The organism is Stenotrophomonas sp. 1L-E-5-B-C3, assembly GCF_057292075.1.
In genome coordinates this window covers 1-26,875 of record NZ_JBXAWS010000007.1, presented here as the reverse complement: position 1 = coordinate 26,875, position 26,875 = coordinate 1, and the positions used below count along the sequence as shown (strand labels likewise).

The following is a 26,875-nucleotide window of genomic DNA, read 5'->3' as shown; positions in this document are numbered from 1 at the left end:
CGCCCCGCGCACACAACCAGTACCTGCCTCGCAGCGCAGCTACTGCTTAAACCTTTTACGCACCCGCTGCATCCGATCCTCGACGCCCCGCCGGAATCCCGCATGTTCCGCCCAACGCTTCGAGTCGTGCTCATGCTCATCACTGCCCTGCCCTTCGCCGCCGTCTCTGCCAGCCAGGATCAGGCCAACGACCAGACCCGCCGGCTGATCCGCCAGATCATGCTGGAGCAGCGCATCCCGGGATTGCAGATTGCGGTGGTCAAGGACGGGCAGATCGTGTTGTCCGAGGCCTACGGTCTGGCCAATGTCGAGAACGGTGTGCTTGCCTCGCGCGACACCCGCTTTCCGCTCAATTCGGCCATCAAGGCGTTCACCGGCGTGGCCGCCGCGCAGCTGGCCCAGCAGGGGCAGCTGGATCTGGACGCGCCGGCCTCGCGTTACCTGGATGATCTTCCGGCAGCGTGGAGAGACGTACGCGTACGCCAGTTGCTTGCGCATACCTCAGGCCTTCCGGACATCCTCGATGCGAGCGGACTGCTGGGCGGTGGTACCGAAGCCCAAGCGTGGGCGGCGGTCACTGCGCTGCCGATGGAGGCGGCCTCCGGCCAGCGCTTCGCATACAACCAGACCAACTACGTACTGCTGGCGCGGATCATCGCGCAGCAATCGGGCATGCCGTACGCGCACTTCCTGGCGACCGGCCAGTTCAGCAGCGCGCGCATGGCGCGCACCACCTTTGGCGACAGCTACGATCTGATTCCGCAGATGGCAACGATGTACAGCCTGGCCCCGCGTGCAACCGACGCAGCCGATGCACCGCCGCGCCTGTCGCACTGGTTCTACGACATTCCGCCTTCACTGTGGGCCGGTGGTGGCATCCTCACCACCGCCGATGACACCGCGCGTTGGCTGGTCGCGCTGACCGACGGGCGCCTGCTTCAGGATGCACCGCGGAAGAGGATGTGGACCGCAGAGCGCCTCACCGATGGCCGTGCCGGCCCATGGGCGGGCGGCTGGCCGGTGCTGCGTGCATCGCCCGACCTTCAGGTGGCCGGTATCGGCGGTGCGCGCTCGGCCTTCGTGGTCTATCCCGACCGCGACGTCGCGGTGGTGGTGCTGACCAATCTGGTCGGCGCCAATCCACAGCAGTCCATTCCGCGCATTGCCGATTTCTATGCGCGCGCGGCCTCAACGCCCGCTCACGAACGGGTCGCCCTTGCACGGCAGCAACGGGCTGTCGTCGCAGGGCCATAGGGCGGCGGGTACGGTCCTGGCCACTTCGAAGTGATCCTGGTTCCAGCGCAGGAAACCGCCGTGGATGGCATTGCCATGGTCGAAGCTGCGCGCATCGACGGCCAGTGGCTGTTCGGGGTCGGCTTCGGCCACCCAGCGCAGCACCGGCACCTTGTCCAGCGGCCCGATGAAGGCGAACAGATCGCCCGCGCCCTTGTCCTGGTAGGCCGTCATGGTCGCCGCGTCGGGCAGCTCGGCCTGCGCCAGCAACGACGCGGTGACATCCTGCAGCGGTGCGGCTCCCTGTGCGATGTAGGCGCGCATGCCCGTGGTGGTTGCCGGGCAGTCCTGCAGCTGCACCAGATACCCGGTGGTACCGCCACGGCCGGAGAACGACCGCATCCAGTAGCGGAAACGCGGCCCGCTGCGATCGGTGACCATGAAATCCTGCTGGCCATCCTGCGCGGGAATGGAAAGCACCTGCACCTTGCTGGCGCCCTCCACGTTGCACTTCAACTGCGCCAGCACCTGCCTGGCAGGTTCGGGCAGCGCAGCGTAGCGACCGCCGGGATGGGCGCTGCCGGAGGCATCCGGCAGTGCGGGCAATCCACGATCAGGCGACAAGGGCTGCGCTGGCATGGACGGCGGTTTCGACGTCGGCGCTGCGGGCGCGGTGTGTTCCCCGGCAGGCGCACAGGCGCTGCATGCCAGCAGCAGCATCAACGACAGGGCGGGTGCCAGGTGCGGGCGGGCCATCATTCAACGCCCTCCCATCGCAGGGGCTTCGGGCTGCTGCGCGGGCACGGGTGCCGGCGCACCCTGCTCGCGTGATTGCTGCTGCAACTGGCGCAGGCTGGATTCCACCGGGGTGTCGCGCACCTCCGCCGCATTGACCCCTGCGCGCAGCGCCGCAGGATCGCCCGGACTGCCCTGCACAAGGAACAGCGTCTCACCGGCTGCACGACCCGCGCTGGGGTTGCTGGCCACGATCTGGTCAACCTGGGTGATGCCAGTCGCCTTCGCTTCGCGCAGCATCACCAGGCTGTAGGCATCGGCATGCTCGGCGTAGCGTCCGCCCAAGGCCTGCAGGCGCATACTGATCTGCTGCTGCAGGGCATGGTCGCGATGCTGGGGCTGGCGGGGGTCGTCATTGGCAGCAAGCGGGGCGTCCTGCCCCAGCTCACGTGCCTGCCCCGGTGCGACCGAGGTCAGCACGTACTGCCAGCGGTTCTGCCCGGGCGTGCCGCGCACCGTCGCCACGAAGTCGTCGTATTCGCCGCCGCCGATGGTCTGGCATCCGGCCGAATCGGTGTTTGCCCGGCTGCCGCGGTGGATCTTGAAGGTGTCGTTGAGGTCCCGCACACCCTGGGTATCGCGCGCGTCGAACCAGCCATCACCATTGCTGTCCCGCTCCACCCGGCCGGCACCGGCGGCTACCGCGTCCTGCGAGGGACGCAGCGCGAACTCATCGGCGTGGCCGTGGCGCGGGTGGGTGGTCGCGCGCATTTCGGTGGTGCCTTCGCCCAGTCGCCCCAGATCCTTGACCCGGTCGCCATTGACGTCCTCACCCTCGGTCTTGGTGCGTGGTGCCACGTTGCCGAAGCCCGGGCTGCGCGGCGTGGTCTTGGCATGGCCGTCGTACTGCGCGGTCGGCTCGGTCGTGGCCTGGTTGAACTCGCGCACATGGCCGTGGCCCTGCGCGTCCTTCCACAGCACCACGATGCGATCATCGTAGACGCCACGCCCCCGCGCCTCGGTGGTGCGGTTCTCGTCGCGCAGCCCCAGCACCACGCGGTCCTGTGTCGCCATTGCTTCGTTCGCTGCCGTGTTGCCGCGCTGGGCCACGATGCTGCCGTAGACGTCGTACTGCTGGGCCTGGCTCAGGCCTGCGGTCTCCGCCGCCTCCGGCATCCGCGGTGGGCGCGCCGCCTCGCGCAGGCGATCGAGCATCGGGTTCACCGTGGCCGCCTCCGCTGCGGCAACACCACCACTGCGTCGCAACGCCTCTAGTTCGGTGGCGGCACGCGCCGAAATGTAGCGATCCAGCGATTCCTGCACCACGACACTCTGGCCGTCATGCAGGGCCTCCAGGCGGGCGGCGGCACCGCGCACGTCGTTCTGCCGCAACAGGGCGACGACTTCGTTGGCCGCCGCATTGATATCCATCTCGGGCATGGTCGGTCCTTGAACGTGATCGGTTGGGAGTCAGCCTACCCCAGCTGCCCGACAGAGCTTTTGACACAGCGCACACCCCAGCACCTACCCCATTCAGGCAGCACATGCCGCGCCCGGGCTCACCCCCGCGGCCCGCCCATCACCGGCAGGATCACCCCGCTGATGTAGCTGGCACAGACCGGCGAGGCCAGGAATACATAGGCCGGCGAGAGTTCTTCGGGCTGTGCGGGCCGGCCCATGTCGCTGTCCTTGCCGAACTCCGCCACGTCCTCCGCCGGCTTGTCGGCCGGGTTCAGCGGCGTCCACACCGGACCCGGCGCCACGCAGTTGACCCGGATGCCACGCGGTAGCAATTGGCTCGCCAGCGATTTGGTGAACGCATGGATCGCGCCCTTGGTGGCCGAGTAATCGATCAGCGCCTTGCTGCCGAAGATTCCCGTTTCCGAACCGGTGTTGATGATGCTGGCACCCTCGCCCAGATGCGGCAGTACCGCGCGCGCCATCTGTATGTAACCGCCGATGTTGGTCTGCAGGGTTTCCTGCAGATGCGCGTCTTCCAGATCTTCCAGCCGCGCGCAATGCAGCTGGAACGCGGCATTGTTGACCAGGATGTCGATGCCGCCGAAGGCCTTGGCCACCTGCTTGACCGCCTTGTTGCAGAAGCGCGGATCACGCACATCACCGGCGATCACCACGCAGCGGCCGCCTTCGCGCTCCACGTGCTGGCGGGTGATGTCCGCGTCCTCGGCCTCGTCCAGGTGCAGTACCGCCACATCGGCGCCTTCGCGTGCGAACAGCACCGCCACTGCACGGCCAATGCCGGAATCGCCACCGGTGACGATCGCACGCATGCCCCGCAGCTTGCCGCTGCCGGTGTAGTCCGGTGCAAGGAAACGCGGCGCCAGCTTCAGTTCGTGTTCATGCCCGGGCTTGGCCAGCTGCTGCGCCGGCATCGCCTCCGGCTGACGGCGTGCGCCTGCCTGGGTCGCAGTCTTCTTTGTTGCCTTCTTTGCCGCGCGCACATCCTTGGCCTTTTCCTGGTCCTGCAGGCGCCGCTGCCGGGCCGCGACGCGCGCTGCCCGCGGATCGCTGGCGGCCGCCTTGCGGGTTGCGGTCTTCACCACGCGCGGGCGATCGGGGTCGGCGACGGTCTTGGTTGCGGTGCTGCCTTTGCGCACCTTCGGCGATGCCTTGCGGCGGGCGGGGGTCTTCTTGGCGGTGGCCATGCAGGTCTCCTCGGGGGGAATGGGGTTGCCGGCCAGCGGCCGGCACTACCCGGGGGCGGCATCCGCCGCGCCTGCAGTGTCTCCACCTATGTTGTTGGCGGCAGTGAGCGCACCGTGTCCACGATGTGCACGGTATTCATTCCGCCACCACGTGCGGCGTCGCACGCTGCACGCAACCACACAAGGAACGCCACCATGAAACATGCCATCGCCACCGCCGCCGTCTGCTTTGCCCTCGCCGCCTGCAGCAGCACGCCGATGGCCCAGGTACAGCCGATCGACGGCGTGATTTCCGGGCAGTGCCACAGCGACATGGTGCGCGGCGCACTGGGCTTGGCCGCTTCGGATGCCACCGTGGCCCGCGCCCGCGTGGACAGCGACAGCCTGCACGTGCGGGTGCTGCGCCACGACGGTCCGCGGGTGCCGCCGGCCAGCGAGGGCGGCGATCGCCTGACCATCGAGAAGGGCCGCACCAACAACATCACCGCGATCTACTGCGGCTGACGACTGCGGTTGAGCCGGCGCGCCCTGCGCAGCACGCGCAGGGTGGCTTGTTCCCACTGGCGCGGCCCACGCAGGCCGGCCAGCTTGGCCAGTTCGCCGCGCTCCCAGCCGGCGAACACGCACGGGTCGATGTAGGCCTTGCGGCAGACCGCCGGGGTGTTGCCCAGCAGCGACGCCACCTCGCACACCACCGCGCGCTGCGCCTGGGCCAGCGCGCGCTGGCTGGCCGGTTCCGGCAGCTCGGTGGCCGCGAACGCCTGCACCGCCGCCACGGTACCGCCCCAGGTGCGGAAATCCTTGGCAGTGAAGTCCTCACCCATCACTTCACGCAGGTAGTCGTTCACCGCGCCGGAATCCACCGGCTGCGGCGTGCCGTCTTCATCGCGATACTGGAACAGCGCCTGTCCCGGCAGCTGCTGCAGACGCCTCACCAGCAGTCCCAGCCTGCGGTCGCCCACGGTCACCTCCTGCAGCTGGCCGGACTTGCCACGGAAGCGCATGCGTACCCGGCCGCCGCGCAGCAGCTCCAGATGGCGGTTGCGCAGTGTGGTCAGTCCGAACGAACGGTTCTGTTGTGCATAGGTTTCATTGCCGACCCGCACCAGGGTGTCCGCCAACAGCGCCACCACCATGGCCAGCACCTTTTCCTGCGGAAACCCAGGTCGCTTGAGATCCCGCGACAACCGCCGCCGCAGCGTGGGCAAGGCCTCGCCAAAGGCGATGATGCGGTCGAACTTGCCGGCGTCGCGCTCCCTGGCCCAGTCGGCGTGGTAGCGGTACTGCTTGCGTCCGCGTGCATCGCGGCCGGTGGCCTGCAGGTGGCCGTTGGCGTGGGCGCAGATCCATACGGCGGTATACGCCGGCGGAATCGCCAGCGCACGGATGCGCTGCAGGGTGGTGGCATCACGCAGCGCGTGGCCATCAGCATCGCGGTAGCTGAAGCCCTTGCCGGCGCGGCGCCGGCTGATGCCCGGCTGGGTGTCATCGACATAGCGCAGGCCGGCAGCGCGCGCGGCTTGGCGTTCAGGGGTTGAGGGGGCTGGCATGTCCACAGTGTCGCCGTCGCGATGCCGCGATCCTGTCGATAACACAAGACAAACACGTGAGGGCCGGTTCGCCGCTATGCTCGGGTCTTCACAACCCCTTCCGGAGTCATGATGTCGTTTCCGATTCGCGCCCGTTCGCTCTCCGCCCTGTTGCTGCCGGCCGTGCTGGCCCTGACCGCCTGCCAGGCACCGGCGCTGGACGAACAGGATTCGGCCACCGCCCATGCCCAGCAGGCCGCAGAAGCCGCCAAGGCACCGGCCGACGACGCCGGCAAGGCCACCGAGGCCCCGCCGGTCGGCACCTGCGACGCCAGCCAGGTGCAGAGCCTGGTCGGCCAGGCCTACACCGACGCGCTCGGCAAGCAGGCGCAGGAAGACGCCGGCGCCAGCCAGGTGCGCGTGCTCAAGCCCAACGACGTGGCCACGATGGAGTTCCTCGGCGACCGCCTGAACATCGAAGTGGACGACAAGGGCGCCGTCAGCGGCGCGCGCTGCGGCTGAGTCGGGCCCCGCGCCGGCACTGGGTTGCCGGCGCGTTCTGTTGCACCTGCAACCGTGTATTGCGGCGTTGCAGCAACCTGTGATCTAGTCGAGGCATCCGGTGGCCTCACGATGCGCTCCAGGGATTGAGCGGGCTTGAGTGTCCCCGTTCAATTCATTCCGCATCGAGGTAGAGATGGCCCCCCGCAACCGCCAAGGGCTTTACGACCCGCGCTCCGAGCGCGATGCCTGTGGATTTGGCATGGTCGCCCAGCTCGACGATCAACCATCGCGCCTGTTGGTTGATACCGCCATCGCCGCGCTTTCGCGCATGACCCACCGTGGCGGTGTCGCCGCCGATGGCCTGACCGGCGATGGCTGCGGCCTGCTGCTGCGCCGCCCCGATGCGTTCCTGAAACTGCTGGCCAGCGAAGCCGGCATCGCGGTCTCCGCACGCTTCGCCGCCGGCCTGGTGTTCCTGCCGCACGACGCCGACGCGGCGCAGGCCTGCCGCACGCAGCTGCAGGCGCAGGTGGAAGCGGTGGGCTGCAAGGTCGCCGGCTGGCGCGAGGTGCCCACCGATGACAGCGTCTGCGGCCAACTGGCGCGCGACACGCTGCCGCGCATCGAGCAGGTGTTCGTCGATGCCGGCGTCGGCCAGGACGACGGCGGCTTCGCGCTGGCGCTGTTCCTGGCCCGTCGCCGCAGCGAACAGCAGCTGCGCGCACATGCCGACTTCTACGTTACCACCCTCACCCCGGATGCGATCAGCTACAAGGGCATGGTGCTGCCGGACAAGCTCAGCCGCTTCTTCCCGGACCTGCAGCGCCGCGAGCTGGCCTCCAGCGCGATCGTGTTCCACCAGCGCTTCTCCACCAACACGCTGCCGCGCTGGCCGCTGGCGCACCCGTTCCGGATGCTCGCCCACAACGGCGAGATCAATACCATCGAAGGCAACCGGCGCTGGGCGCAGGCGCGCAGTAAGGTATGGAAGACGCCGCGCTTCGATATCGGTGAATTCGACCCGGTGATCTCCATGCATGGCTCGGACTCGCAGAGCCTGGACAACATGCTGGAACTGATGGTCGCCGGTGGCATGGAGCTGATCCAGGCCCTGCGCATCCTGGTGCCGCCGGCTACGCAGTCGCTGGAATTCAAGGACCCGGACCTGGCCGCGTTCTACGAATTCCACGGCCTCAACAGCGAGCCGTGGGACGGCCCGGCCGGCATCGTTGCCTGTGACAGCCGCTACGCCGTATGTACCCTCGACCGCAACGGCCTGCGCCCGGCGCGCTGGATGCTGACTGCCGACCGCCATTTCCTGGTCGCCTCCGAAGCGGGCGTATGGGAAGTGCCGACCGAGCGCGTGGTGCGCAAGGGCAAGCTCGGCCCGGGCGAGATGATCGCCATCGACCTCAAGCGCGGCGACCTGCTCGATTCGGATGCGGTGGACCGCATCAACCGCGGTCGCGCGCCGTACAAGCAATGGCTGCAGCAGGGCGTGACCTACCTGCAGACCGAACTGATCGACCCCTCGCTGGTGGAAGAGCCCTTCGACGAAGGCACCCTGCGCAGCTACCACAAGCTGTACCAGCTCAGCAGCGAGGAAGTGGAGCAGGTGCTGCGGCCCTTGGCCGAGACCGAGCAGGAAGCCACCGGCTCGATGGGCGACGACACGCCGATGGCGGTGCTGAGCCAGCGCAGCCGTCCGCTCTATGACTACTTCCGCCAGGCCTTCGCGCAGGTCACCAACCCGCCGATCGACCCGCTGCGCGAAGACTGCGCGATGTCGCTGTCCACCCAGCTCGGCAGGGAGACCAACATCTTCCATGCCGGCCCGGAGACGGTGAACCACGTCATCCTCAACTCGCCGGTGCTCAGCCAGCGCAAGCTTCGCCAGCTGCTGAAGATGGACCAGTACGTGCAGGCCAACCGCCTGCTGGACCTGTCCTACAGCGAAGACGAGGGCCTGCGTGCCGGCATCGAGCGCATCTGTGCCGAGGCCGAACAGGCCGCGCGCGATGGCATGGTGATGCTGCTGTTGTCCGACCGCTACCCGGTGGCCGGGCGTCCGATGGTGCATGCCCTGCTCGCCACCAGCGCCATCCACCACCACCTGTCGCGGCTGGGCCTGCGCTGCGACGTGAATCTCATCGTCGAGACCGGCACCGCGCGCGACCCGCACCACATGGCCTGCCTGCTCGGCTTCGGCGCCACCGCGGTGTATCCGTACCTGGCCTACCAGACCCTGTTCGACCTCGGCCGCCGCGGCATCCTCAAGCTCAGCAAGGGCGGTGAGCAGTCGCAGATCGGCCGTCGCTACCGCAAGGGCGTCTACAAGGGCCTGTCGAAGATCATCTCGAAGATGGGCATCTGTACCGTGGCCAGCTACCGCGGCGCGCAGCTGTTCGAGATCATCGGCCTGGAACCGGAAGTCGTGGACCTGTGCTTCCCCGATACCGCCTCGCGCATCGGTGGCGCCGGCTTTGCGCGGCTGGATGCCGATGCACGCGAACTGTGCGTACAGGCCTGGGATGCACAGCAGGGCGTGGATGTCGGCGGCCTGCTGAAGTACGTGCACGGCGGCGAATACCACATGTACAACCCGGACGTGGTGACCACCCTGCAGCGCGCCGCGCGCAGCGGTGACCCGCGTGCCTGGCAGCAGTACTGCGATGCGGTGCATGCACGGCCGCCGTCGGCACTGCGCGACCTGCTGGAACTGGTGCCGGCCGCTGCGCCGACAGCGCTGGATGACGTGGCTCCGGCCAGCGAACTGTTCCCGCGCTTCGATACCGCCGCCATCAGTCTCGGCGCCCTCTCTCCGGAAGCGCATGAAGCGCTGGCCATCGCCATGAATCGCCTGGGCGGCCGCAGCAATTCCGGCGAAGGCGGCGAAGATCCCGCACGCTATGGCACCGCCAAGCGCAGCAAGATCAAGCAGGTGGCCTCGGGCCGCTTCGGCGTCACTGCCGAATACCTGGTCAACGCCGAAGTGCTGCAGATCAAGGTCGCGCAGGGCGCCAAGCCCGGAGAAGGCGGCCAGCTGCCTGGCCACAAGGTCAACGAACTGATTGCGCGGCTGCGCTATGCCAGGCCGGGCATCGGCCTGATCTCGCCGCCGCCGCATCATGACATCTATTCGATCGAAGACCTCGCGCAGCTGATCTACGACCTCAAGCAGGTCAACCCGACCGCGCTGGTGTCGGTGAAGCTGGTCAGCCATGCCGGTGTGGGCACGATCGCCGCCGGCGTGGTCAAGGCCGGTGCGGACCTGATCACCATCTCCGGTCACGATGGTGGTACCGGTGCGTCGCCGGTCAGCTCGATCCGTTATGCCGGCGTGCCGTGGGAGTTGGGCATTGCCGAAGCACACCAGGCGCTGCTGGCCAACGACCTGCGCGGGCGCACGTTGCTGCAGACCGATGGCGGCCTGAAGACCGGCCTGGACGTGGTCAAGGCCGCGCTGCTGGGCGCGGACAGCTTCGGCTTCGGCACCGCGCCGATGATCGTGCTGGGCTGCAAGTACCTGCGCATCTGCCACCTCAACAACTGCGCCACCGGCGTGGCCACCCAGGATGAGCGCCTGCGCGAGAATCACTTCACTGGCCAGCCCGAGCGCGTGGAGAACTTCTTCCGCCTGCTGGCCGAGGAAGTACGCGGCTGGCTGTCCTACCTGGGCGTGCGCTCGCTGGAAGAGATCGTCGGCCGTACTGACCTGCTGCGGCAGATCGATGCCGCGCCACGCGACGGCGTGCGCGTGGACCTGTCGCGCCTGCTGGCCGACAGCCGCTACGAAGGCAGCCACTGTGCCGCGCAGCGCCTGTACGAATCGCCGGACAGCCTGGCCACGCAGATGGATGGCCTGCTGGCGCCGGCCATCGAGCACAAGCGCGGCGGCGAGCATCGCTTCCTGATCCACAACACCGACCGCAGCATCGGCACCCGCCTGGCCGGTGCGGTGGCACGCGCGCATGGCAACCAGGGCATGGCCGAATCGCCGCTGGAACTGCGCTTCCGCGGCAGTGCCGGGCAGAGCTTCGGCGCGTTCAACGTCGGCGGCCTGCATCTGGAAGTGGAAGGCGAAGCCAACGACTACGTCGGCAAGGGCATGGCCGGTGGCCGCCTGGTGGTGCGTCCACCGCGTGGCGCGCGCTTCGAGGCACGTAGCACCGCGATCATCGGCAACACCTGCCTGTACGGCGCCACCGGTGGCGAGTTGTTCGCTGCCGGTCGCGCTGGCGAACGCTTCGCAGTGCGCAACTCCGGCGCGCTGGCGGTGGTGGAAGGGGCCGGCGACCACTGCTGCGAGTACATGACCGATGGCGTGGTGCTGGTGCTGGGCAAGGTCGGCCTGAACTTCGGTGCCGGCTTCACCGGCGGCCTGGCCTACGTGCTGGACGTGGACCGCGATTTCGTCGACCGCTACAACCACGAGCTGATCGACATCCATCGCGTGTCGGCCGAAGGGTTCGAGAACTACCGCCAGCACCTGCACCGCCTGATCGGCCGCCATCGCGAGCTGACCGGCAGCATCTGGGCGCAACAGATTCTCGACGAGTTCCGCGACTACATCGGCAAGTTCTGGCTGGTCAAACCGAAGGCCGCCAGCATCGAGTCGCTGACCGAAACCCTGCGACGCGCCGCCTAACGGCAGTGCCGGCCGCTGGCCGGCAACCCAGGATCACGTAGTGCCGGCCGCTGGCCGGCAACCGGAAAACATCAAAGAGCCCGCCATGAGCCGCAAGCACGCCTTCCAGTTCCTCGACCTGCCCCGCACCATGCCGCAGCGCATCCCGGTCGAACTGCGCACCTCCGGCGACTGGGGTGAGCTGTACGGCAAGTTCGGCAAGGAAGACGCCCAGTACCAGGCCGGCCGCTGCCTGGATTGCGGCAACCCCTACTGCAGCTGGAAGTGCCCGGTGCACAACGCCATTCCGCAGTGGCTGCAGCTGGTGCAGGAAAACCGCATCCATGAAGCGGCCACCCTGTGCCACAGCACCAACCCGTTGCCGGAAGTGTGCGGCCGGGTCTGCCCGCAGGACCGGCTGTGCGAAGGCAGCTGCACGCTGGAGGAGTTCGGCGCAGTGACCATCGGTGCGGTGGAGAAGTACATCGTCGATACCGCGCTGGCCACCGGCTGGCGGCCGGACATGGCCGCCGTGCAGGCCACCGGCCACACGGTGGCGGTGATCGGTGCCGGCCCGGCCGGCCTGGCCTGTGCCGACCGCCTCGCGCATGCCGGCATCACTGCCGTGGTCTACGACCGCTACGAGCAGGTTGGTGGCCTGCTGCAGTTTGGCATTCCCAGCTTCAAGCTGGACAAGGACGTGATCCGTCGCCGCCGCGAGGTGCTCGAAGGCATGGGCGTGCAGTTCCGCCTGGGCGTGGAGGTCGGCCGTGACGTCAGCCTGCAGCAGTTGCTGGACACGCATGACGCGGTGTTCCTGGGCACCGGCGCCTACCGCTACACCGATGGCGGCCTCGACGGCCAGGACCTGAAGGGCGTGCTGCCGGCGTTGCCGTTCCTGGTGCAGAACAGCCGCATCGTCGGTGGCGATGATCCGCACGGCCGGCCGATTGCCGGCTGGGAAGACACCATCGCCCTGCCCGACCTCAACGGCAAGCGCGTGGTCGTGCTCGGCGGCGGCGACACCGGCATGGACTGCGTGCGCAGCGCGGTACGCCTGGGTGCGGCCAAGGTGACCTGCGCCTACCGCCGCGACGAGGCGAACATGCCCGGCAGCGCGCGCGAAGTGGCCAACGCGCGCGAGGAGGGCGTGCGTTTCCTGTTCAACCGCCAGCCGCTGTCGATTGAAGCCGGTGCCGATGACGAAGTGATCGGCGTGACCGTGGTCGAGACCCGCCTCGGCGAGCCCGATGCCAATGGCCGCCAGAACGCGGTGCCGATCGAGGGCAGCGAATCGCTCCTGGAAGCGGACGTGGTGATCATCGCGTTCGGTTTCTCGCCCACCGTTCCGGCGTGGCTGGCCGAGCACGGCGTGGAGGGCCAGACCAACGGCCGCATCGTGGCTGGAGGCAAGGACAGACTGCCGTTCCAGACCGCGCATCCGCGCCTGTTCGCCGGCGGTGATGCGGTACGTGGGGCCGACCTGGTGGTGACCGCCGTGGCTGAAGGCCGCGACGCCGCCGCCAGTATCGTCCGGCTACTGGCGCACTGAATCCGGCGCCAGCAGCACCGCCAGCAATGCACGCAGTTCGCGCGGCTCCACCGGCTTGGCCAGGAAGTGATCGATGCCGGCGTCGCGGCAAGCCTCGCGGGTGCGTTCCAGCACGCTGGCGGTGAGCGCGATGATCGGTACCCGCGCGCGGTGCTGGCAGGTGTCTGCACGGATCGCCCGTGCCAGCGCGAAGCCATCCATGCCCGGCATGTGGCAGTCGGTGATCACCAGTTCAAATGGCTGCGACTGCCAGGCCTGCAGGGCCTGCGCTCCATCGGCGCAGGCATGCACCTGCAGCCCCAGGTCGTGCAGGCGCTGCTCCAACAGCTGCAGGTTGGTGGGATGGTCTTCGGCCACCAGCACCCGTGCCGGTGGCAGTGGCTGTTCCTCGGCGATCGCAGGTGACGGCGCGCCAGCAGGCAACTCGCAGGCACTCAGGTCCAGCTCCAGCCACACCGTGGTGCCCTCGCCGGTCGCGCTGTGCAGCTGCAGGTCTCCCCCCATCGACACGGCCAGCTCACGGCAGATTGCCAGGCCCAGTCCACTGCCGCCGAAGCGGCGCGTGGTCGAAGCCTCGGCCTGGGTGTAGGCGCCAAACACCGCCTGCTGCCGTTCCGCACTGATGCCCACACCGCTATCGCTTACCTGCAGGCGCAACCGCTGCCCCTGTGCGTGCTGCTGCATCACCTGCACCCGTAGTTCCACCCCGCCATGCAGGGTGAACTTGAGCGCATTGCCGACCAGGTTGAACAGGATCTGGCGCAGGCGCAGGCTGTCGGCCAGCGACCCGGCCTGCAGTGCAGGATCGAGATGGATCTGCAGGTACAGGCCACGGCTGGCAGCCACCGGCAGCAGCAGCTGCTGCACTGCCCGCAGCAGCGCGGCCAGGTCGGTAGGCTGCCGCTGCAGTGGGGCAGGCTGCAGGCGCTGGCTGTGCAGCACATCGTCAAGGATCTGCCGCAGCATCTGCGCGGCGTCGCCGATGGTGGCCAGCACCTGTTGCTGGCGGTGGTCCAGATCGCTGGCGGCCAATCGTTCGAGCATGCCCAGCAGCGTGCTCATCGGCGTGCGGATCTCGTGACTCATCGTCGCCAGGAAGTGGGTCTTGGCCAGCGCGGCCTGCTCGGCCTCGCGCCGTGCATCTGCAAGCGCCTGGGTACGTGTGTGTACCTCGCTGACATCCATCCAGTAGCCGCTCCACTCAACGTTGCTGTCATCGCACGCCAGCGTGCGGCCCTGCGAATGCACCCAGCGCCAGCCCTGTGGCGAGCGCGTACGGAAGGTGACGTCGATCGGTCCACGGGCCAATGCGGCCGCTTCGACACAGTCCATCACCAGAGTCCGGTCATCGGGATGGACCGCGGCCAGCAGCCGCGGGTGGTCGATCCGCGCGGTCTCCACGCTCACCCCGAACAGCGCCTGCACATCGCCGGCAATCTGCGGAAAGCTGTAGTCCCCGGTAGCGGTGCGGCGCGCCTGGTAGACCACCGCCGGCAGGTTCGCGGTCACTTCCTGCAGGCGCTGCGCGGCCACGCGACGCCTTGCGCTTTCGCGGTGCACGCGCCAATAGCCGAAGGCGTAGACCAGCGCCAGCGCCAGCAGGATCAGCGAGGCCGGTACCAGCCAACGCAGGGGCGATGAGGACGGCGGGTTGCGTGGCTGGTCCGGCAGCCATCCCGTGCGGATCACGTCGCGCTGCGTGTCGGTCAGCTGCGACACGGCCTGCTCGAAGCCGGGAATGACGCCGGCACAGGCCGGTACGGTGGCCAGCACAAGCGCATCGTCGAACCCGGCTGGCGCGGCAATCACCAGCCGATCGCCCTGGTACCGGCGCAGCCCGGCCTCGACCTCGCCGAGGTTGGCGATCACCGCGTCGACCAGACCGGTGCCCAGCAGCGACAGCGCATCATTCAACGGCGCCGGCGGCAGCAGCTGTGCACCCGGAGCCTGCTCGGCCAGCAGCGCGGCCAACGGCAGCCGGTCGGGACTGGCCACCGCGCGCTCGCGCAGGTCTTCCAGGCCCAGCACCGGCCGCGCATCGGCGCGGCGCACGATCACCTGCGGCAGCTGCAGGTACGGTGCACTGGCCACCCAGCCGGAAGGCAGCTGCGAGCGCGGCCAGCCCAGCAACGCCTGGGTGGCGGGCGGCAACAGGCCTTCGACGACCGCCGTGGCCGGCAGCGGTTGCGCCTGCAGCGGCCGTTGTTCGCCCAGCAGGTTCAGGTAGGCCGCGCTGACCCCGTCGGCCTGCCCCTCGATCGCGGACGACAATGGCGCCCGATCGGAAGGCCAGGCAATGCGCAGCGGTGTCTCGCAGCCAGCGGCGGACGCGGTTGCGGGCAGCATCAGGCAGGCCATGACAGCAACAGCTGCAGGGAGGCCGGCGGCATTCACGGTGGACGTCCTCATCTCGCAGGCGGAAGAAACGGCCGCGCAGCGGTACCGCTGCCTGACACGCTATCGACGTGCGGGCGGGCGGCAATGAAGAAAGTTGCAAAAGCATCCAGAAGTGCAAATGGCGACATACACTGCCGCCTTCACCCGTACCTGCGGAGCTCTTGATGCGTATCGGCCTGGCTGCCAACCGTCTCCACCACCACGACGTGCGCGCCGCCCTGTTTCGTTGGCTGCGTGCCAGTGAGGCTGGCCTGCGCGAACTCGGTGTGTCGCTGCACGCGGTCGGGCGCACCCATGACGCGATCGAACGGCACGGCTTCCTGGCCGGATACGGCGGCCTGCACCGTTATCCCTATGGCCGCGAAGGCGGGTTGATGAAGCTGGTCGCCGAGGTGGTCGGCATGGGTCCGGATCGGACGCTGGATGGCGCGATCTATCTGATCGACCCGGTCGATCCATCCTCGGTGTTCCCGGAAGCGACCGCGCTGAAGCGACAGTGCGTGATCCACGGCAAGCCGTTCATTTCAACGGTGGCGACGGCGCGCGACTGGGTCGAGGTCGAACGCATCCACGCTGGGCTGGCGGCCGATGCCGGCGCCGACGATCTGCATGCGTTCGAAGACCAGACGCTGGCGCTGATCGCGCACGATGCGATGAAGCCGGCGATGCTGGCCTTCGCCGATGAGCACTTCGAGGTACTGGCGCGCTTTGGCGAGCGCGTGGCAACCGGCACCACCGGCCAGCGCTTGAACGAGCTGGCCTGGAGCCGCGGTTGGCCCAGCGATACGCCGTGGGTGACGCGCTACCAGAGTGGCCCGATGGGCGGGGATGCGCAGATTGCTGACCGGGTGCTGGAAGGCCGCTGCCAACGCGCGATCTTCTTCGAGGATCCGCATGTGGCGCGCCAGCACGAGGCGGATATCCAGCTGCTGGAGCGTGCGGTGACGACGGTGACCGACCAGGCGGTGTGCATTACGGCGCCACGGGTGGCGGCGCGTTGGGCGACGGCGGCGGCGTTGCGGGCGGGTTGAGGGTTTCGGCCAACGGCTGAGCCCCTCGTGGTGGGTGGGGCCGGCGCGGTCATGAGGTTGGCCGGGATGGGTGGAATTGCGGGGGACGCCGTGAACCCATCCATGGGGGCTTGGCCGCGGCATCCATGCCGCGGACACCCCCGCAATCCCACCCATCCCGTCCTTCGACAGTTTCCGGTGTGCCCACCACGGAAGAAAGAAAGAAGAGCAGGAGCGGGTCGCGCGCTGCGCACGCTCCTGGCCCATGCTCGGTTGCATTCAACGGCAGCCGAGCGTGGGCTCGGCTCTACAGTTACAGAAGCTGGCGAAGCATGGCTTTCAAGCGGCGCCCTTCCAGCTGGAAGTAGTCGCGCTGTTCGCGCCAGGCGGGGAAGCGTTGTTCCACTTCGTGCCAGAACGCGGGCGAGTGGTTGGCCTGGATCAGGTGGCAGAGTTCATGCACCAGCACGTACTCGAAGGCTTCCGGCCGGCCCAGCACCAGCGCCAGGTCCAGCGCCATGCTGCCATCAGGTGCCAGTGAACCCCACTGCGAAGACATCACCTTCAGGCGCAGACGGCTGGGTGCGCGCGGCAGGCCCGGCAGGTACTTCGGTAGCCAGCGGCCGACATCGGCGCGGGTCTGGGCTTCATAGAACTCACGCAGCAGGCGGCGCAGAGTGGCGTCGCCGGCACGGGTCGGCCATTGCACGCAGGCACCGTGGTCGTCGAGCTCCAACCGTGCATAACGGCCTTCCTGCCAGCGCAGCGGCAGCAGTTCACCGCGCAGCGGCAGCACGCCGGCTTCGCCCGGCTGCAGGGGTGCTGGCAGTTCCTGGCCCTGGTACTGGCGCAGCTGCAGCGCCAACCAGTCGCGGTGTTGTTCCAGGAAGCGTTCGCCCATCACCAGGCTTGCCCGCGGCGGCAAGGTCAACCGCGCGCCACGCTCGTCCACGCTCAGCTTGATCCGGCGCGCACGCGGATCACGCACGCGCAGCACCTCGATCTCGGCATCCTCCAGGCGCAGGCGAACGGTGTCGCGCTGCACGGTGGCGGGCGGGGTCGGGCTGATCAGGCGGCGCAGCAGACGGCTCATGTACCCAGCATAGCGCCGCTTCGGGCCGCCGGATGACCGGCGGCCGTCGGGCTGCCTGTTCAGTCAGCCTTGCTGAGCTTGAAGGCTTCTTCCAGCAACAGGAACAGGCGACGGATCTCGGCACTCTGCAGGGCGAAGCGGGCATCGAACTCGGCGCGGCGGCCGTCTTCGTCGGCATGCTCCAGCTGGTCCAGCGCGCCGTCGAGGAACTTCAGCTTGCGCACGATCAGGTCGTCGCCGATGACGAAGGACAGGTTGTCTTCGAAGATCAGCGCCAGCTTGGTCACCTGCTTGCCGGCGTCAAGATGCTTGTCGATCTCGTCGCAGCGCAGTTCCTGGTGCTGGCACTTGACCACTGCACCACCTTCCACCGGGTCCTTCATCTCGCACTCTTCGCCCAGGCTCAGCCCGGTCGGCAGCGGCTCGCCGGCGATCCAGCCGGTCAGGATCGAGCGCGGCGCGACTTCGGCGTTCAGCGGCATCGCCGGGAAGCTGCCGAGCAGGCCACGGATGTCGGACATGAAGTACTCGCCGGTCTTCCGGCTGGAGGTATCCACCGCGACGTAGCCGTGCTGCAGGTCGATGAAGGCGTCGTTGCGCGAGGACTTCACGAAGGCGCGCGGCAGCAGTTCATGCAGCAGGTCGTCCTTCATGCGCTTGCGCTCGCGGCCACCGGGGCGGCGGCCTTCCTTCTCCTCGATCTCCTCCAGCTTGCGCTCGAGCAGGTCGTTGACCACCGCTGCCGGCAGGATCTTGTCTTCGCCGCCCACGGTCAGCCACAGGTGCTCGGCGATGCGGTGGGAGAGCAGTTCCTTCTCCTCGCGGCCGAACGGCGAGATGAAGCCGCGCGAATTCATTTCCAGTGCGCCGACCGGCTTCAACAGGGCATGCGGCAGCAGCGTGTCGACTTCGGAAAAATCGGTGGTGGTCGGGAAGCGGAAGAACGTCAGGTTGCGAAAGAACATGGAATTCCGGTGTCTGAAGGAGAAGGGCGCCTGACCTTAAACGGCAGGCGTCTCGGGGACTGCGTCGGCCAGCCAGGCATCGGCATGCGCGGCATGCCCGCTGTGGCCCAGGGCCCTGAAATCGAACAGGGTGGCATCGGCCAGTTGTGCTGGCCGTACATCGGCCATGGCGCGTGCGATCTGTTCGATACGGCCCGGATGGTCCTGGTCCCACTGCTTGAGCATCAGGCCGACCTGCCGACGCTGCAGGTTTTCCTGGCTGCCACACAGGGTGCAGGGAATGATCGGGAAACGGCGGGCCTGCGCATACTCGGCGATGTCGTGCTCGCGCACGTAGGCCAGCGGGCGGATCACCACGTGCTGGCCATCGTCGCTGAGCAGCTTCGGTGGCATGGCCGCCAGCTTGGCATGGTGGAACAGGTTCATGAACAACGTAGCCACCATGTCGTCGCAATGATGGCCCAGCGCGATCCGGGTGAAGCCATGCGCCTTGGCGTGGTTGTACAGCGCACCGCGGCGCAGGCGCGAGCACAGCGAACACATCGTCCGGCCTTCCGGGATGACCCGGCTGACCACCGAGTAGGTGTCCTGCTCGATGATCTGGTACGGCACGCCCAGCGCGGCCAGGTACTCCGGCAGGACATGCTCGGGGAAGCCGGGCTGCTTCTGATCAAGGTTCACCGCGACCAGTTCGAACGGCACCGGCGCCCTCTTCTGCAGCTGCAGCAGCAGGTCCAGCAGGGTGTAGCTGTCCTTGCCACCGGACAGGCAGACCATGACCTTGTCGCCTGCTTCGATCATGCCGAAGTCGGCGATGGCCTGGCCGACCTGGCGACGCAGCCGCTTGCCCAGCCTGTCCTGCCCGGGCCCAGCCACGCGCGGGCCACGCGAAGCGCGCTGCGGGGGATCGGGCAGGGAAATCACGGCGGTCATCGGCCCATTCTAACGGCTTGCGGCAGCCTGGACCCCGTGTCGGGATTCCCCTCTCCCGGCAGTCATCATCGCTGTGTATGCTCGGAGGCTGTGGACACCTACAGCCCCGCCGAGATCGTCGAACACCTCGCCGCCCTGCGCGCCGAGCACCGCCTGCTGGATGAACAGATCACCCGCATGGCCGCCAACGGTGAAGACGAGCTGGAGTCCAAGCGCCTGAAGCGGCGGAAGCTGCAGCTGAAGGACTGCATCGCCAAGCTGGAAAGCCTGCAGATTCCCGACGAACCGGCCTGAGGCCGGGTTCGGGTGGGTGCCAACCTTGGTTGGCATGCCGTTCGCCGGGCATTGCCCGGCGCTACCTTCAATCCTGCGGCGCAGGCTCGTCCGGGCGTGCCGCTTCCGGGCTGACCCGTTCGATGGTGTGGCGCAGCTCGCGGCCGAGGATGAACTTGGCATCCTTGGCCCAGGCATCCAGGCGTTCGTCGAACAGCAGCTTGCTGTTCTCGTCCGGCCATACCAGGCGCAGCTCGCGCAGCTTCTGGATGAAGCCGCGGAACAGCGACTTGTCGAAGAACTCCGGCGCGGCCGGTGCGTAGAGCAGACTCAAACGCTGCGCGGCCTGCTGGCACAGGCTTTCCAGTTCGGCCGCACCCAGCACGCCGGGGCCGTTCTTCACCAGCACCGAGATGGCGATGTAATAGCGCTCGAAGGCCTGCTGCAGCGAGTGGCCGATGGCCCGCAGGCGGAACACTTCATCGGTCTGCCCGGTGTTGCGGGCAAGGATGCCGCCGTCGTCCTCGTTGACGTTCTGCAGCAACCCTTCGCGCACGAACACGTCGATGGTCTGGTCGATGCGCTGGGCGAACTCGTCCTCGGTCCACGGCAGGAACAGTTCGGCCTGCAGGAACGGGTACACCGTGCGGCCCAGCTGGACCAGGCCGGTGCGGCTCATGCGGCGGTTGTTCTGGAAGCAGCAGGCCACCCACGACGATGCGGTGAACAGGTGAACCACGTTGTTGCGGAAGTAGCTGAGCAACACCGCGGTGTCGCCGCTGACGCTGAGCACATCGCCCAGCGGGTGCTTGATGCGGGTGAGGACGTTGATTTCCTCGGCGTGGGCGATGATCCGCTCCGGCGAGTGCGGGGTCACCGTCACCCGGCCCGAGTACGGCATTTCCACCAGCAGGGTCTTGCACAGCTCGATCTGCGCGATCAGGTCGGCCTCGCCCATCGCGTGCTTCGGCGTGGACAGCAGGGCAAGCGCCAGCAGGTTGATCGGATTGACGTCGGCGGCACCGTTGATGCGTACCTGGATGCGCTCGGCCAGCGTATCGACGGTGGTCGACAGCCAGGACGGCTTCTCATCCTCGGACACCGCTTCGCCGCCCCACTCCGGGGCCTTCTCGGCCAGCACGTCGTTCAGCGCGATCGGCTCGCCGAAGTTCACCACCACCTGGCCGTAGTTCTGTTTGAGCACCTTGGGAATGCCCCACAGCAGCGACCAGATCGATTCCTTTTCCTTCGGCCGCCCGGACAGTTCATCCAGGTAGCTGCCGCCTTCCATCAGCTTCTCATAGCCGATGTAGATGGGCTGGAACAGCACCGGCTTGCGTGGCTGGCGCAGGAACGCGCGCAGCGTCATCGAGATCATGCCGCCCTTGGGCTGCAGCAGGCGGCCGGTACGCGAGCGGCCGCCCTCGACGAAGTACTCCAGCGAGTAGCCGCCGGCCACCAGCTGCGCGACGTACTCGCTGAGCACCGCCGAGTACAGTGCGTTGCCACGGATCGAGCGACGGATGAAGAACGCGCCGCCCTTGCGCAGCAGGGTGCCGACCACCGGCAGGTTCAGGTTGATGCCGGCCACGATGTGCGGCGGCACGATGCCACGGTCGTACAGCAGGTAGGACAGCAGCAGGTAGTCCATGTGGCTGCGGTGGCTGGGCACGTAGACCACTTCGTGGCCCGGCGCGGCGGCCTTGAACTTGTCCAGGTGGTGCACCAGCACGCCCGCATAGATGCGGTTCCACACATGGCTGAGCATGAAGCTGGCCGAGCGCACCACCGGGCTGGAATAGTCCGCGGCGATTTCCCAGGCGTAGGCATGCGCCTTCTTCCAGGCATCGGCCGGCTTCGAATTGTCGCGCTTGGCCTGCGCGGCGATCGCTTCGCGCACCGGTTCGGCGGCCAGTACCTGATCGACCAGCAGGCGCCGGGTAGACAGGTCGGGGCCGATCACCGATTCACGGATGCGGCGGAAATGGGTACGCAGCACGCGCTGCAGCTTGCGCACCGTACGCTCCGGCTCCAGGCCTTCGTCCACGGTGCTGCGCAGCGAGATCGGCGGGGCGAAGCGGACGATGGTGCTGCGGCCGTTGAGCAGCACCGCCAGCAGGCGGCGGAAGCGACCCACCAGCGCCCAGTTTTCCGAGAACAGCACGGCGAACCAGCCGCTCTGCTTGTCCGGCGCGCGGCCGACGAAGATCGACACCGGCACCAGGTGCACGTCCAGGTCATCGCGCACGCGATGCGCCTGCAGGACCTTGGCCAGCGAATCGGAATGGGTCTTGGCGCCGCGCTGCTCGGGGATCAGCGAATTGCTGGAACTGCGCCGCGACAGCGCCAGATAGGCGCGCTTGCGCCCGGTCGGGTCACCGGCCAGCGGCACGAGCGGCGACGGCAGTCCGGCCTGGCGGCAGGCCTTGTCCAGGATCAGCGCATTGGACAGGCCGTAGTCTTCCAGCACGTACATCACCGGGCGGCCATCGTTGTACTGGCCCGGATCCTCCGGCTCGATCTTCAGCGACAGCCACGGCTCGACCAGGCGGCCGAGCAGGCGCGCCCACAGCGGCCGACGGCCGGCCGGCCGCGCATGCGCCGGCGGCGGTACCGGATTCGGGCCGGTACCGGTCGAGGGGGACGCCGGCGCCGTATCGGCGGGCGTCGACTGGGATTCTTCGCCGGGGAACGGCAGCGGGTTCTGTTTCGACATCGGCGCCATTATGGCTTAGGCGGCGGCGTTGCCGCTTCCCCACCCTCGGTGGGGGCTTCCACAGGTGCCGGAGCCACCGCCGCCCGGGCGGCATCGGCCTGGCGCAGCAGGGCATCGGTATCAGCCAGGGTGCGCGTCAGGTACCAGTGACCTTCGCGCCGGCTCAGCGGCAGCTGCAGGGTCATCTCGCGGCCGGCCAGGTCGTAGCGCAGGCGCACCAGCGCGTTGTCACCCTCCACCGACAGCAGTTCGCCACGCACACTGCGCAGCGCTTCGTCCACGCCCAGCCCGTAACTGCCGAGCACGGCCTTGAGCGTGTGGATGAACGGTGCCAGCTGCTGCAGGCTGCCTTCCATGCCCGCGGCCTGCAGGCCGGCCTCATCGTCGAAACCGACCTTGCCCGCCGCGCCGACCAGCGCGGCGATGGTGTTGCGCGCACGGGCGCGGTCGCTGATCGGTGCTCCCTGCGCCCACTCGGCGAGGGTTTGCACCAGGGCGACGTAATGGGCCTGCTGGCCAGGCGTGTAGCCCTTCTGGTGGCGCAGGTACTGCACGCCGAAGTTACCCATCGACTGCGCCGCCTGGCGTACCGCGCTGGCCTGGCCTGCCAGCTGGCGGTCGAAACTGCGCTGCAGTTCGGCACTGGCGTTGGGCTTGCGCAGTGCGGCCAGCATCGGCAGCAGCTGGTCGCCCAACGGCAGCTCGGTCAGCGGCCATTGGCTGTAGCCGTCGGTCCAGGCCTGCTGCAGGCGCTGGTACTGGCTGGGTGGAACCGACAGCTTCGCGTAGCCGACCAGATCGTCCTCGGCCAGGCGCAGGGCCATCGCCTGCACCGCCGCCACCGGTTCGGCCGCCGGCTTGGCCGGATCGTCGGCCGATTCACGGCACGCGGCCACGGCCAGCAGCAGCATGGCTGCCAGCCCCCATCCACGCGCAGACCTTCCTCGCACCGCCACGCTCATGCAATCGGACTCCCCGGACCGGTCCGCATCTTGCGGCCTGCGACGTGACAGCGGCAAGCCGCCCGGTCACGGTTCCGTCAACAGAGGGGTCGGATCCCGCCGCCAGCGGCAGGGGGCTCTGGCCCCGCGCGAAAAAAAAGAGCCCGGATCACGAGGATCACAGGCTCTTCAAGCCGGCACGAGGCCGGTGGACAGTGTTGTGGCACATGTCCGGTCCGAGGACCGGATGGCGGCGATCCTACGCTGCCCCGCAAGTTAAGGCAACACATGATGTAATGCCGTTCAACTTATTGATTTCGTTCAAAATCGAAAGTCACAAGTGAGGCCAGAGGAATTCTCCGGCGTGATTCCTGCCGATTCGGGCACAACACCTGCGTGGAGCAAGATCGGCGACAGCCTCAGCGCGCAGCCAGTGCCGACGCGATTTCCTGCTGGATCGCCCGCGCCGCGGCCTGCGGATCAGCAGCCAGACGGATCGGGCGGCCGACCACGATGGCGTCGGCGCCATCGGCGAAGGCCTGGGCTACGCCTACCGTGCGCTTCTGGTCATCACCGACCGGGCCACCGGGACGAATGCCCGGGCAGACGATCGAGAACCCGGCGCCGGTGGCGGCGCGGATCGGGCCAGCCTCCTGGCCCGAGGCGATGACGCCATCAATACCGGCGGCCTGGGCGGCCAGCGCGCGTTCGACAACGACGTCCACCGGCTTGCGGTCGATACCCATCTGCGCCAGGTCCGGGCGCCCCATCGAGGTCAGCACGGTCACCGCCAGCAAACGCATGTCGCTGCTGTTGGCGGCCGCGCAGGCTTCCATCATCGCCGGGTGCCAGCCATGGATGGTGGCGTAGCTGACCGGCCACTGCGACAGCCGCTTGATCACCGCCGCAGCCGTTGCAGGAATGTCGAAGAACTTCAGGTCGACGAACACGCGCTTGTCGCGCCGGGCCAGTTCATCGAGCACCTGGAAGTACTCGCCGGAGGCCAGCAGTTCCATGCCGATCTTGTAGAACGCCACGCTGTCGCCGAGGCGCTCGACCCAGTCCAGCGCCTGCACGCGGTCAGGCACGTCCAGCGCGAAGATCAGGCGCTCGTCATCGCGCAGCGGCAGCGGCGCGCGGCTCACGGTGCGTAGTCCAGCGCGGCGCGCTTGGCATCATGGCGGGCCTGGCGCGACTGGCTGTAGTCGTTGTTGAACTGCGCCGGCTCGAAGCCGCCGTAGGTCGGGTTCGGCAGCATCCACCAGCGCTCGCCGAACCAGTCGTGGTACTGCTGCAGCAGGGCGTCGCGGCCGTCGTTGGTGTTGGCGGTCACTTCGACGAAGTCACCCAGCTGGTCGCCGAACTGCATCAGCACGCGGTACTTCTGCCCGGCCAGGCGGCGGCGGCAGTTCTTCTCGCTGCCGGCCTGCTCGCAGCCTTCAACCACGGTGCCCAGGCCGAGGAACACGCTGTCGTCGGCCACCGGCAGGCCCTGCTCGCGCAGGTTGGCCAGGGTCGCGTCCTTCAGGTGCACGGCGCGGTTGGAGATGTACAGCAGGGTCACGCCCTTGGCGTTGGCGGCCTTGGCGAAATCGACCACGCCCGGGATCGCCTTGGCCTTCTTTTCGGCCACCCACTGGTCCCAGGTCATTTCATCGTATTCCTTGCCGTCGCGGACCAGGCGCGCCTGGTAGGGCGAGTTGTCCAGCACGGTCTCGTCCACGTCCAGCACCACCGCCGGCTTCAGGCCCTTGGCCTCGTTGCCGCGTTCTTCCGGCACCAGCGCGTCCCAATGGGCTTCCTTCAGCGCCACATCGAGGTGGTCGGCGGCAGCACGGTAGGTCTGCTCGGTGATCGCCTTGTACTCCTGCGCGCGCTGCATCCACAGCACTGCGTTGAGGTTGTCGTTGGCGGTCACATCGGGCGTGCCTTCAGCCTTGGCAGCGGCAGCCGGAGCCTCCGGCGCAGCGGCGTCGGCGGCAGGCGCGTCCACGCGCTTGCAGGCGGACAGGCCCAGCGCCGCGGTGGCGAGCAGGGTCAGGGACAGGGACAGGGAAACGGGACGACGCATGAAGATCACCGGCAATCAGATATACCAGCGCATTTTACCGGCAAAGCCGGTCCCGGGACGGCTATGCTTGGCGGTTGACCCGTTGCCCTTCCGGAGGCCGCCATGACCGATTCCACCCAGACCCCCGACGTCCCCCTGCTCGACGCCGTGCAGGCCCGCCTGCTGGGTTGCCTGGTAGAGAAGGAAGCGACCACCCCGGACACCTATCCGCTGACGGTCAATGCCGCCCAATCAGCCGCCAACCAGAAGACCGCCCGCGAGCCGGTGATGAACATCGACGCTGGCGGCGTGCAGCACGCACTGCGCCAGCTGGAGACGCTGGGGCTGGCTCGCCAGCACTTCTCCTCGCGCGCCGACCGCTACGAGCACCGCCTGCAGGCCGCGCTGGACCTGACCCGGCAGCAGACCGTGCTGCTGGCGCAGCTGCTGCTGCGCGGGCCGCAGACCCTGGGCGAGCTGGTCACCCGCAGCGAACGCCTGCACCGCTTCGCCGACGCCGACGAAGCCCGCCACGCCATCGAGCGCCTGCAGCAGCGTGCGCTGCTGGTAGTGCTGCCGCGCGCCAGCGGCCAGCGCGAAGACCGCTACATGCACCTGCTGTGCGGTGAAGTGGACGGCGCGGCGCTGGCGGCGAAGTACGCCAGCAGCGGCGGTGGCAGCAGCGATGCGGCCGACCCGGGCCTGGCCGAGCGCGTGGCGCAGCTGGAAGCAGCCGTGGCCGAGTTGCAGGCGCAGCTGGCCGAACTGCGCGGTTGATGGTGGGTGCCGACCGTTGGTCGGCACTGCATCTGAATCGTGCCGACCAACGGTCGGCACCCACCGTCAGCTGCTACTGCGCCGGCCAGCGGCCGGCACTACCCGACGTCAGCCGCACCCAAGGTGGCGTACAGCCGACTGGGCGTATCGATGCCCGGCAACTGGATGACCCCGCGTTCCTGCATGCCCAACCCAAGCAGGATCTTTCCGGACACCACGTTGTCCAGATCGGTAATGCCATACAGGTCCTGCACGCCCAGCACGGTGCGCGCATGGTTGAACACCGCCCGCGCCGCCTCACCGGCGTAGCCCTGCCCGGCGAAGTCCGACAGCACGGCGTAACCGATGTCCGGCGCTGGCAGGCCATCGCGCCGCACCAGACCGGCATTGCCCAGCCACGCCCCATCGGACAAGCGCTCGATCGCATACATGCCGAACCCATTCAACGCGTAGCTGTGCAGCACCCGCAGCGCGATGTACTCACGTGCCTGTTCTTCACTGCGCACGTTGCGGTCACCGATGAAGCGCACGAAGCCCGGATCATTCAACAGCGCAAGCATCGGCGCCGCATCGCGGTCGGGCTCGATCGCACGCAGGCGCAGGCGTTCGCTTTCAATGGGATGCATGCGCAGACCTCCAACCGAAACCCCGATTGTGCCCCAGCCCCCGGCTGTTGAATTTGATTTTCTTTGCATTGCCGTGGAAGGACGCGCCCGGAACGTGTCAGAGGCCGGTCGGGGTGGGTTCGCGGGGGTATCCGCGCCATGGATGGCGCGGCTAAGCCCCCAGGGTGAAGTGACCCCCGAGACTTGGACGGGGTCAGGCGGCCGATTGGGCCTGCTCCCGGTACTTTATCGGGCTGAGACCTTTCAGT

General features: G+C 68.0%; 21 protein-coding genes. 8 read left to right on the top strand and 13 right to left on the bottom strand.

Going from position 1 to position 26,875, the window contains the following annotated elements; all coding sequences use genetic code 11:
* The first annotated feature begins 132 nt into the window (after positions 1–132).
* Positions 133–1,254, top strand: a complete 1,122-nt coding sequence (locus AC0Z6F_RS10825) for a serine hydrolase domain-containing protein (RefSeq protein ID WP_485617202.1) — start codon at positions 133–135, stop codon at positions 1,252–1,254.
* On the opposite strand, the gene AC0Z6F_RS10820 is transcribed toward AC0Z6F_RS10825, so the two are convergent.
* The 3 genes from AC0Z6F_RS10820 to AC0Z6F_RS10810 all read right to left on the bottom strand — a co-directional run bounded on the left by AC0Z6F_RS10820 (position 1,189) and on the right by AC0Z6F_RS10810 (position 4,634).
* Positions 1,189–1,989: a hypothetical protein gene (locus AC0Z6F_RS10820; protein WP_485617245.1), complete on the bottom strand. Its 801-nt coding sequence runs from the start codon at positions 1,987–1,989 to the stop codon at positions 1,189–1,191. The two genes, AC0Z6F_RS10825 and AC0Z6F_RS10820, sit on opposite strands and share 66 nt — an antisense overlap.
* A 3-nt stretch (positions 1,990–1,992) precedes the next feature.
* Positions 1,993–3,408, bottom strand: a complete 1,416-nt coding sequence (locus AC0Z6F_RS10815; RefSeq protein ID WP_485617201.1) for an XVIPCD domain-containing protein — start codon at positions 3,406–3,408, stop codon at positions 1,993–1,995.
* Between the two features lie 119 nt (positions 3,409–3,527).
* Positions 3,528–4,634 (bottom strand): SDR family oxidoreductase, encoded by a 1,107-nt coding sequence (locus tag AC0Z6F_RS10810; protein ID WP_485617200.1) that lies wholly within the window; start codon positions 4,632–4,634, stop codon positions 3,528–3,530.
* A 195-nt stretch (positions 4,635–4,829) separates the two neighbouring features.
* Between AC0Z6F_RS10810 and AC0Z6F_RS10805 the strand changes: the two genes are divergently transcribed.
* Positions 4,830–5,138 carry a putative periplasmic lipoprotein gene (locus AC0Z6F_RS10805; RefSeq protein WP_197585092.1) on the top strand — a complete coding sequence of 103 codons (309 nt, stop codon included), beginning with the start codon at positions 4,830–4,832 and terminating at the stop codon, positions 5,136–5,138.
* Here the strand turns inward: AC0Z6F_RS10805 and AC0Z6F_RS10800 are convergent.
* Positions 5,126–6,184, bottom strand: a complete 1,059-nt coding sequence (locus tag AC0Z6F_RS10800; RefSeq protein WP_485617199.1) for a DNA topoisomerase IB — start codon at positions 6,182–6,184, stop codon at positions 5,126–5,128. The genes AC0Z6F_RS10805 and AC0Z6F_RS10800 overlap by 13 nt on opposite strands.
* Before the next feature lie 111 nt (positions 6,185–6,295).
* On the opposite strand from AC0Z6F_RS10800, the gene AC0Z6F_RS10795 reads away from it, so the two are divergent.
* The 3 genes from AC0Z6F_RS10795 (at position 6,296) to AC0Z6F_RS10785 (ending at position 12,846) form a co-directional block, all read left to right on the top strand.
* The gene (locus tag AC0Z6F_RS10795) at positions 6,296–6,685 is read left to right on the top strand and encodes an I78 family peptidase inhibitor (RefSeq protein ID WP_012509644.1); all 390 of its coding nucleotides are present in this window, start codon (positions 6,296–6,298) and stop codon (positions 6,683–6,685) included.
* A 175-nt stretch (positions 6,686–6,860) separates the two neighbouring features.
* The gene (gltB, locus tag AC0Z6F_RS10790; protein ID WP_485617198.1) at positions 6,861–11,315 is read left to right on the top strand and encodes a glutamate synthase large subunit; all 4,455 of its coding nucleotides are present in this window, start codon (positions 6,861–6,863) and stop codon (positions 11,313–11,315) included.
* Positions 11,316–11,400: 85 nt separating this feature from the next.
* A complete protein-coding gene (locus AC0Z6F_RS10785; protein ID WP_012509642.1) occupies positions 11,401–12,846 on the top strand; it encodes an FAD-dependent oxidoreductase in 1,446 nt (481 codons plus the stop codon).
* Here the strand turns inward: AC0Z6F_RS10785 and AC0Z6F_RS10780 are convergent.
* Positions 12,832–15,240: an ATP-binding protein gene (locus AC0Z6F_RS10780; RefSeq protein WP_485617197.1), complete on the bottom strand. Its 2,409-nt coding sequence runs from the start codon at positions 15,238–15,240 to the stop codon at positions 12,832–12,834. The genes AC0Z6F_RS10785 and AC0Z6F_RS10780 overlap by 15 nt on opposite strands.
* A 167-nt stretch (positions 15,241–15,407) precedes the next feature.
* Here AC0Z6F_RS10780 and AC0Z6F_RS10775 point away from each other — a divergent pair, with 167 nt between their 5' ends.
* Positions 15,408–16,274, top strand: a complete 867-nt coding sequence (locus tag AC0Z6F_RS10775) for a methylglyoxal synthase (RefSeq protein ID WP_012509640.1) — start codon at positions 15,408–15,410, stop codon at positions 16,272–16,274.
* A gap of 292 nt (positions 16,275–16,566) precedes the next feature.
* On the opposite strand, the gene AC0Z6F_RS10770 is transcribed toward AC0Z6F_RS10775, so the two are convergent.
* From AC0Z6F_RS10770 to ttcA, 3 genes are read right to left on the bottom strand one after another with little or no spacing between them, the layout of a single operon-like run.
* Entirely contained in the window at positions 16,567–17,346 is a 780-nt protein-coding gene (locus tag AC0Z6F_RS10770; protein WP_065724029.1) for a M48 family metallopeptidase, read from the bottom strand.
* 59 nt (positions 17,347–17,405) lie between these two features.
* Positions 17,406–18,311 carry a recombination-associated protein RdgC gene (locus AC0Z6F_RS10765; protein ID WP_005411825.1) on the bottom strand — a complete coding sequence of 302 codons (906 nt, stop codon included), beginning with the start codon at positions 18,309–18,311 and terminating at the stop codon, positions 17,406–17,408.
* A 36-nt stretch (positions 18,312–18,347) separates the two neighbouring features.
* Complete coding sequence (gene ttcA, locus AC0Z6F_RS10760; protein ID WP_197585095.1) at positions 18,348–19,244, bottom strand: tRNA 2-thiocytidine(32) synthetase TtcA; 897 nt, start codon at positions 19,242–19,244, stop codon at positions 18,348–18,350.
* 90 nt (positions 19,245–19,334) lie between these two features.
* Here ttcA and AC0Z6F_RS10755 point away from each other — a divergent pair, with 90 nt between their 5' ends.
* Positions 19,335–19,538, top strand: a complete 204-nt coding sequence (locus tag AC0Z6F_RS10755) for a YdcH family protein (RefSeq protein WP_012509637.1) — start codon at positions 19,335–19,337, stop codon at positions 19,536–19,538.
* A gap of 67 nt (positions 19,539–19,605) precedes the next feature.
* Here the strand turns inward: AC0Z6F_RS10755 and plsB are convergent, their stop codons facing one another.
* The 4 genes from plsB to AC0Z6F_RS10735 form a co-directional block, all read right to left on the bottom strand.
* Positions 19,606–22,242, bottom strand: coding sequence for a glycerol-3-phosphate 1-O-acyltransferase PlsB (plsB, locus tag AC0Z6F_RS10750; protein ID WP_012509636.1), 2,637 nt, complete (start codon positions 22,240–22,242; stop codon positions 19,606–19,608).
* Positions 22,242–23,195 (bottom strand): hypothetical protein, encoded by a 954-nt coding sequence (locus AC0Z6F_RS10745; RefSeq protein WP_012509635.1) that lies wholly within the window; start codon positions 23,193–23,195, stop codon positions 22,242–22,244. The genes plsB and AC0Z6F_RS10745 overlap by 1 nt, the downstream gene beginning before the upstream one ends.
* A 398-nt stretch (positions 23,196–23,593) precedes the next feature.
* Complete coding sequence (gene pyrF / locus AC0Z6F_RS10740; RefSeq protein WP_485617196.1) at positions 23,594–24,319, bottom strand: orotidine-5'-phosphate decarboxylase; 726 nt, start codon at positions 24,317–24,319, stop codon at positions 23,594–23,596.
* The gene (locus tag AC0Z6F_RS10735; protein ID WP_485617195.1) at positions 24,316–25,245 is read right to left on the bottom strand and encodes a 5'-nucleotidase, lipoprotein e(P4) family; all 930 of its coding nucleotides are present in this window, start codon (positions 25,243–25,245) and stop codon (positions 24,316–24,318) included. The genes pyrF and AC0Z6F_RS10735 overlap by 4 nt, the downstream gene beginning before the upstream one ends.
* Positions 25,246–25,347: 102 nt before the next feature.
* Between AC0Z6F_RS10735 and AC0Z6F_RS10730 the strand changes: the two genes are divergently transcribed.
* Positions 25,348–26,001 carry a YceH family protein gene (locus AC0Z6F_RS10730; protein ID WP_485617194.1) on the top strand — a complete coding sequence of 218 codons (654 nt, stop codon included), beginning with the start codon at positions 25,348–25,350 and terminating at the stop codon, positions 25,999–26,001.
* A gap of 98 nt (positions 26,002–26,099) precedes the next feature.
* Here AC0Z6F_RS10730 and AC0Z6F_RS10725 read toward each other — a convergent pair whose 3' ends face one another.
* Positions 26,100–26,627 carry a GNAT family N-acetyltransferase gene (locus AC0Z6F_RS10725; protein WP_012509631.1) on the bottom strand — a complete coding sequence of 176 codons (528 nt, stop codon included), beginning with the start codon at positions 26,625–26,627 and terminating at the stop codon, positions 26,100–26,102.
* Positions 26,628–26,875 lie beyond the last annotated feature (248 nt).